This is a genomic window from Pseudomonas sp. MCal1, assembly GCF_026341415.1.
Taxonomy (GTDB): Bacteria; Pseudomonadota; Gammaproteobacteria; order Pseudomonadales; family Pseudomonadaceae; genus Aquipseudomonas.
Window position 1 is genome coordinate 134236 of record NZ_JAKUMP010000017.1, and the last position, 7542, is coordinate 141777.

The following is a 7542-nucleotide window of genomic DNA, read 5'->3' on the forward strand; positions in this document are numbered from 1 at the left end:
CGCCAGCCGACGGCTGACTCAGTGACGAGTCGGCCGTTCGGCTTTTTGTCTTCAACCGATTGCAGAGGGTTCTTGATGAAAATGCTTCCCCTACGTGCGGCCATCGCGGCTGCGTTGCTGAGTGTCGCTGTCGGCGTCTCGGCCAAACCCTTGGTGGTCTGCACCGAAGCCAGTCCGGAAGGCTTCGATATAGTCCAATACACGACTGCAGTCACAGCCGATGCGGCAGCTGAAACGGTGTTCAACCGTCTGGCGGACTTCAAGCCGGGCACCACCGAAGTGATTCCGGCGCTGGCCGAATCCTGGGACATCAGCGAAGACGGCCTGACCTACACGTTCCACCTGCGCAAAGGCGTCAAGTTTCACACCACCGAATATTTCAAGCCGACCCGCGACATGAACGCCGACGACGTGGTCTGGAGTTTCCAGCGTCAGCTGGACCCGAATCACCCGTGGCACAAGCTGTCGAGCGTGGGCTTCCCGTACTTTGAAAGCATGGGTTTCAAGGAACTGCTCAAAAGCGTCGAGAAAGTCGACGACAACACCGTCAAGTTCACCCTGACCCGTCGTGAAGCGCCGTTCCTGGCCGACATCGCCATGGCGTTTTCCTCGATCTATTCGGCCGAATACGCCGACCAGTTGCTCAAGGCCAACAAGACCGGCGACCTGAACAGCAAACCGGTCGGCACCGGGCCGTTCATCTTCCAGCGCTACAACAAGGACGCCCAGGTACGCTTCAAGGCCAACCCGGACTACTTCCGTGGCAAGGCCCCGGCTGACGCACTGATCCTGGCGATCGCCACCGACAACAACGTGCGCTTGCAGAAACTCAAGGCCAACGAGTGCCAGATCGCGCTGTACCCGAAACCGGATGACATTCCGAGCATCAAGAAAGACAGCAACCTGAAAGTCGATGAACTGGATGCGATGACTGTCTCCTACGTCGCCATGAACACCCAGCACAAGTACATCAGCGACGTGCGGGTGCGCAAAGCGATCGACATCGCCTTCGACAAGGAAGCCTACGTCAACGCCCTGTTCGGCAAAGGCAACGCGACCGTTGCGGTCAACCCGTACCCGCCGACCCTGCTGGGCTACAACCACGAGCTGAAAAACCCGCCACGTGACCTGGACAAGGCCCGCGCCCTGCTCAAGGAAGCCGGTGTACCGGAAGGCACCACCTTCACCCTGTTCACCCGCAACGGCGGCGGCCCGACCAACCCGAACCCGATGCTCGGCGCGCAGATGATGCAGGCTGACCTGGCGAAAGTCGGAATCAAGATCGACATCCGGGTGATGGAATGGGGCGAGATGCTCAAGCGCGCCAAGGCCGGCGAGCACGACATGGTTTCGGCCGGATGGGCGGGCGACAACGGCGACCCGGATAACTTCCTGACGCCTATGCTCAGTTGCGAAGCCGCCAAGAACGGCGAAAACTACGCTCGCTGGTGCAACGAGAAATTCCAGGCCCTGCTCGACGAAGCACGGGCTAAAGTAGATCCGGCCGAACGCGCCAAGCTGTATGAACAGGCTCAAGTGCTGTTCAATCAGGATCAGCCATGGATCAGCATGGCCCATACCCGCATGTTCACCGCAATGCGCAACAACGTAGAGGGTTATCACATCAGCCCTCTGACAACCAATAACTTCGCCACCACCCAGGTGAAGTAGATAAGAAAACTCCCGGCCTCCCTGACCCCAGGGTCGCCGGGCACGCCTAACCGGCTGATGAGGTACCACACACGATGTTTAGTTTTATTGCCCGCCGACTGGGGTTATTGATCCCCACGTTTTTCGGCATCACCTTGCTGACTTTCGCGTTGATTCGCATGATTCCCGGCGACCCCGTGGAAGTGATGATGGGCGAACGTCGGGTCGACCCCGAAATGCACGCTCAGGCAATGGAACGCCTCGGTCTTAACAAACCGTTGTACGCCCAGTACCTGGACTACATCGGCAAGTTGGCTCACGGCGACCTCGGCGAATCCCTGCGCACCCGTGAGAGCGTATGGACCGAGTTCACCTCCCTCTTCCCGGCGACCCTGGAACTGTCCATGGCCGCCCTGCTGTTCGCCGGTATCCTGGGCCTGCTGGCCGGGGTGATCGCGGCCCTCAAGCGAGGATCCCTGTTCGACCACGGGGTAATGGGCATCTCCCTGGCGGGGTATTCGATGCCGATCTTCTGGTGGGGCCTGATCCTCATCATGTTCTTCTCGGTGAGCCTGGGCTGGACCCCGGTGTCCGGGCGGATCGACCTGCTTTACGACATCGAGCCGCGCACCGGCTTCATGCTGATCGACACTCTGCTGGCCGATGACATGGGCGCGTTCGTCGATGCCCTGCACCACCTGATCCTGCCGGCCATCGTGCTGGGCACCATTCCGCTGGCGGTGATCGCGCGGATGACCCGTTCGTCGATGCTCGAAGTCCTGCGTGAAGACTACATCCGCACCGCCAAGGCCAAAGGCCTGTCGCCGTCGCGCGTGGTGTTCGTGCACGGCCTGCGCAACGCGCTGATTCCGGTACTGACCGTGGTCGGCCTGCAAGTCGGTACCCTGCTCGCTGGCGCGGTCCTGACCGAAACCATCTTCTCCTGGCCCGGCATCGGTAAATGGCTGATCGAAGCCATCGGCGCCCGGGACTACCCGGTTGTGCAAAACGGCATCCTGTTAATCGCCTGCCTGGTGATTCTGGTCAACTTCGTGGTGGACATCCTCTACGGCTTTGCCAACCCACGCATCCGTCATCAGCGCTGAGGTCAATACCCATGAGCACTCCAACTTCCTCAGTAGTCACCGCCGCCACCGCCGTGGATCAAAGTCTGCTGTACCCGTCACCGTACAAAGAGTTCTGGCAGGCATTCGCCAGAAACAAGGGCGCCGTCGCCGGCCTGCTGTTCATGCTGCTGGTGATTTTCTGCGCGATTTTCGCGCCGTGGGTCGCCCCGCATAACCCGAGCGAGCAATACCGCGACTTCCTGCTGACGCCGCCGGCGTGGCTCGAAGGCGGGCAGATGCAGTTCCTGCTCGGCACCGATGAACTGGGTCGCGACTTGCTGTCGCGTCTGATCCAGGGCTCGCGCCTGTCGCTGCTGATCGGTCTGTCGTCGGTGGTGATGTCGCTGATTCCCGGGATCCTGCTGGGTCTGTTCGCCGGTTTCTTCCCGAAAGTGGTCGGCCCGACCATCATGCGTCTGATGGACATCATGCTGGCTCTGCCATCGCTGCTGCTGGCCGTGGCGATCGTCGCCATCCTCGGCCCAGGCCTGATCAACACCGTGATCGCGATTGCCGTGGTGTCGCTGCCGTCCTATGTGCGTCTGACCCGTGCTGCCGTGATGGGTGAGCTGAACCGCGACTACGTGACCGCCGCGCGCCTGGCCGGTGCCGGGCTGCCACGCCTGATGTTCATCACCGTGCTGCCGAACTGCATGGCACCGCTGATCGTGCAGGCGACCCTGAGCTTCTCCTCGGCGATCCTCGATGCCGCCGCCCTGGGCTTCCTCGGCCTCGGCGTCCAGCCGCCAACCCCTGAGTGGGGCACCATGCTGGCTTCGGCCCGCGACTACATCGAACGCGCCTGGTGGGTGGTGAGTCTGCCTGGTTTGACCATTTTGCTCAGCGTGCTGGCAATCAACCTGATGGGCGACGGCCTGCGCGATGCGCTGGACCCGAAACTCAAGAACGCCGCCTGAGGAGATTCCCATGTCACTGTTAGAAATCAAGAATCTCAACGTTCGCTTCGGCGACAAGAACGCCACACCGGTGGTCGACGGCCTCGACCTGAAAGTCGACAAGGGCGAAGTCCTGGCGATCGTGGGCGAGTCGGGCTCCGGCAAGTCGGTGACCATGATGGCGCTGATGGGCCTGATCGAGCACCCGGGCATCGTGACTGCCGACTCGCTGAGCTTCGACGGCAAGAACATGCTCAAGCTGAACAACCGCCAGCGTCGGCAGATCGTCGGCAAAGACCTGGCGATGGTGTTCCAGGACCCGATGACCGCGCTCAACCCGAGCTACACCGTCGGTTTCCAGATCGAAGAAGTGCTGCGCCTGCACCTGAAAATGTCCGGCAAGGCCGCCCGCAAGCGCGCCATCGAGCTGCTGGAAAAGGTTGAGATCCCCGGCGCCGCCAGCCGTATGGATGCCTATCCGCACCAATTGTCCGGCGGCATGAGCCAGCGTGTGGCAATCGCCATGGCAATTGCCGGCGAGCCGAAACTGCTGATCGCAGACGAGCCGACCACTGCACTCGACGTAACCATCCAGGCCCAGATCATGGACCTGCTGCTGGCGCTGCAGAAAGAGCAGAACATGGGCCTGGTGCTGATCACCCACGACCTCGCCGTCGTGGCTGAAACCGCCCAGCGCGTGTGCGTGATGTACGCCGGTCAAGCCGTTGAAGTCGGTCAGGTGCCGCAACTGTTCGACATCCCGGCCCACCCGTACAGCGAAGCGCTGCTCAAGGCGATTCCGGAACACAGCCAGGGTGCCGCGCGTCTGGCCACACTGCCAGGCATCGTTCCCGGCCGTTACGACCGCCCGCAAGGCTGCCTGCTGTCGCCGCGCTGCCCGTACGTGCAAGACAGCTGCCGCGCGCAGCGTCCGACCCTTGACCCGAAAAGCCACAGCCTCGCCCGCTGCTTCTATCCGCTGAACCAGGAGGTGGCGTAATGGCCGTCGTACTTACCGCCCGCGACCTGACCCGTCACTACGAAGTCTCCCGTGGCCTGTTCAAGGGCCACGCCACCGTGCGCGCCCTCAACGGCGTGTCGTTCGAGCTGGAAGCCGGCAAGACCCTCGCCGTCGTTGGTGAATCGGGCTGCGGCAAATCCACCCTCGCCCGCGCCCTGACCCTGATCGAGGAGCCGTCGTCCGGTTCCCTGAAAATCGCCGGGCAGGAAGTGGCAGGCGCCGACAAGGCCCAGCGCAAACAACTGCGCAAAGACGTGCAGATGGTGTTCCAGAGCCCGTACGCCTCGTTGAACCCACGGCAGAAAATCGGTGATCAACTGGCCGAGCCGCTGTTGATCAACACCAACCTGAGTGCTTCCGAGCGTCGCGAGAAAGTCCAGGCGATGATGAAGCAGGTCGGCTTGCGTCCCGAGCACTACCAGCGTTATCCGCACATGTTCTCCGGCGGTCAGCGTCAACGTATCGCGCTGGCCCGCGCCATGATGCTGCAACCGAAAGTGCTGGTGGCGGACGAACCGACCTCGGCGCTGGACGTGTCGATCCAGGCGCAGGTGCTGAACCTGTTCATGGACATGCAGCAGGAGTTCAACACCGGTTACGTGTTCATCTCGCACAACCTGGCGGTGGTGCAGCACGTGGCCGATGACGTGATGGTGATGTACCTCGGTCGTCCGGTGGAAATCGGTCCGAAAGAGGACATCTATGCCCGTCCTCTGCACCCGTACACCCAGGCGCTGCTGTCGGCGACGCCGACTATCCATCCGGATCCGGACAAGCCGAAAATCAAGATCGTCGGCGAGCTGCCCAACCCGCTGAACCCGCCGCCTGGCTGCGCGTTCCACAAGCGCTGCCCGTACGCCACCGCGCGTTGCAGCAGCGAAGAGCCGGCCCTGCGCCAGCTCGACACCCGTCAGGTAGCGTGCCACTACGCCGAGCAGTTCCTCGACGGCGCGGCATGAAAAAACCCGCCCCGTTTTCCGGGGCGGGTTGTTGATGAGTTGCCCAAACCCCTTCTGCCTCGATTGCGCATCGATCGGGAAAGAAGGGGTTTTCTTTTGCCCGGAATCTACGTCTGGCTGTCACCTTCGTCCGGATCGTCGGTGTCCGGCTCATCGGTGGTGTCGTCGTCATCGTCGGCACTGCCGCCCTGGCCCTGATCGCCCGGCTCGGACTCGGACTTGGCCAGCATCAGCGCGCTGTGCCCGACCGGCCCGCTAAAGGCCTGAGTATCGTGATCCTCGCACTCGGCCCAGGCCGTCGCGGTGCCGAGGGACAGCATCACCATCACTTTCAACAGCAACAAAACGCGTAGCAACCTGTTTTTCATAGCCGATTCCATCCTGTTCCAGGTGAGAAATTCATGCCTGACCTGACGCTGATTGAAATCTAGTTCCGATCAGCCGGGTTCACCAGATGGGACGCTAACCAACGCCCGGAAATGCCGTGCCTGGACAGACCGCTTTCGAATAACGTCCATAACCGGATCAGCTAAGCGCCTGCGCCTCTTGCGGGTCGAACTCGGGTCGCCTGATAAATCAGCGGCATAGACAGCAAGGCCAGCGCGGCACTCGCCAGCCAGACACTGTGGCCCCCGAACTGGCCATAAAGCTGCCCGCCGAGCACGGGCGACAGCAGCGAACTCGCACTCCAGGCCATGAAGAACAGGCCGAAATAGCGACCGCTTTTTCCGGTTTGCGCATGTTGCATCACCAGCACGTTCAACGGTGGCATGAACAATGCCTCCCCCAGCGTCCAGATCACGGTCGAGAGGCAGGCATAAAACAACCCGGAACCCAGCGGCAACATGCCGAGCCCGACCGCCAGCAGCACACAACCGGCGATCAACGGCCGGCGCGCGCCCCAGCGTTCCCCCCAGTGCGACATGGGAATCTGCAAAGCCACGACCAGAATCGCATTGATCGCGAACTGCCAGCCGATGGCCTCGGTACTCAAGCGGTAATAGTCGCGAAGGTAGTTGCCCAAGGTGCTGTAGACCGTGTCGAACGCCATACCCAGAAGGAGGGTCGCTGCCAGCAGCCAGAGGAATGGCTTGTCGCGATACGGCAGGCCCGCACTCGATTGCGCCTGCGGCGCCTCCTCAGCGTCCAGCACCGGCCGGCGCCAGGTCGTGCGAACAAACCAGAGCAGCGCCAGCAGCGTGAGCCCGGCGCTGATGAAAAACACCCAACGAAAATCCACTTGCGCCAGAACACCGCCCGCCACACCGGCAGCGGCCATCCCGAGGTTCCTGGCGATGCGACTCAACGCCTGCGCCCGTGGACGCTGCCCAACCTCGCAATACTCCATGATCAAGCGTTGATGCAGCGTACGGATCGCGCCGTCGAGCGTGCCGCTGAGCAACAGCAACCCGGCCAGCAACGGCACTTGCGTGACCAGCCCCAGCAACACCAGAACCCACGCAGAGATGAAAAACAGCACCGCCGTCAGTCGCGCCGTGCGCACTTGGTCGCTGAGCCACCCGCCGAGCATCGAGCCGATCAGCAAGCCACCGCCATACGCCGACAGCAGCCAGCCGACGGTTTCGATCGCCAGCCCCAGTTCCTGGCGCAAGTACAACGCCATGAACAGCTTGACCATGCTGCTCAGGCGATTGATGAACAGCAGCGCCGCCAGCACCCAGGCCATCAGGCTGAAATAACCGTTGGGCCGAAGCAGATGAGCGAGCCTCCCTGTCATTCGATTGCTCCCTTGTTGATCGACCGGACGCTCGGCGCCCGAATTGAATGAGTTCGCATACTTAATCAGCACGCAAAAAAAAGGTTCTTCACGGAATCTCGGGAAACACACAAACAAGAACGCCGATTTGATTGATGATGTTCGTGCGAGC

At 61.8% G+C, this 7542-nt stretch carries 7 protein-coding genes; 5 read left to right on the forward strand and 2 right to left on the reverse strand.

The window, feature by feature from the left end; genetic code table 11:
- Nucleotides 1-75: 75 nt before the first annotated feature.
- From MKZ87_RS25535 to MKZ87_RS25555, 5 genes are all read left to right on the forward strand, one after another.
- Complete coding sequence (locus MKZ87_RS25535; RefSeq protein ID WP_085698425.1) at nt 76-1671, forward strand: ABC transporter substrate-binding protein; 1596 nt, start codon at nt 76-78, stop codon at nt 1669-1671.
- Nucleotides 1672-1745: 74 nt separating this feature from the next.
- Nucleotides 1746-2756, forward strand: coding sequence for an ABC transporter permease subunit (locus MKZ87_RS25540; protein ID WP_085698424.1), 1011 nt, complete (start codon nt 1746-1748; stop codon nt 2754-2756).
- Nucleotides 2757-2767: 11 nt separating this feature from the next.
- A complete protein-coding gene (locus MKZ87_RS25545; RefSeq protein ID WP_085702454.1) occupies nt 2768-3694 on the forward strand; it encodes an ABC transporter permease subunit in 927 nt (308 codons plus the stop codon).
- Nucleotides 3695-3704: 10 nt separating this feature from the next.
- Nucleotides 3705-4673, forward strand: a complete 969-nt coding sequence (locus MKZ87_RS25550; protein ID WP_085698422.1) for an ABC transporter ATP-binding protein — start codon at nt 3705-3707, stop codon at nt 4671-4673.
- Nucleotides 4673-5653, forward strand: coding sequence for a peptide ABC transporter ATP-binding protein (locus MKZ87_RS25555; protein ID WP_085698421.1), 981 nt, complete (start codon nt 4673-4675; stop codon nt 5651-5653). Before MKZ87_RS25550 ends, MKZ87_RS25555 begins: the two co-directional genes overlap by 1 nt.
- A gap of 107 nt (nt 5654-5760) precedes the next feature.
- Here MKZ87_RS25555 and MKZ87_RS25560 read toward each other — a convergent pair whose 3' ends face one another.
- Both MKZ87_RS25560 and MKZ87_RS25565 read right to left on the reverse strand, forming a co-directional pair.
- The gene (locus MKZ87_RS25560; protein ID WP_085702453.1) at nt 5761-6021 is read right to left on the reverse strand and encodes a hypothetical protein; all 261 of its coding nucleotides are present in this window, start codon (nt 6019-6021) and stop codon (nt 5761-5763) included.
- 161 nt (nt 6022-6182) lie between these two features.
- Nucleotides 6183-7391: an MFS transporter gene (locus MKZ87_RS25565; RefSeq protein ID WP_085702452.1), complete on the reverse strand. Its 1209-nt coding sequence runs from the start codon at nt 7389-7391 to the stop codon at nt 6183-6185.
- Between the last annotated feature and the right edge of the window lie 151 nt (nt 7392-7542).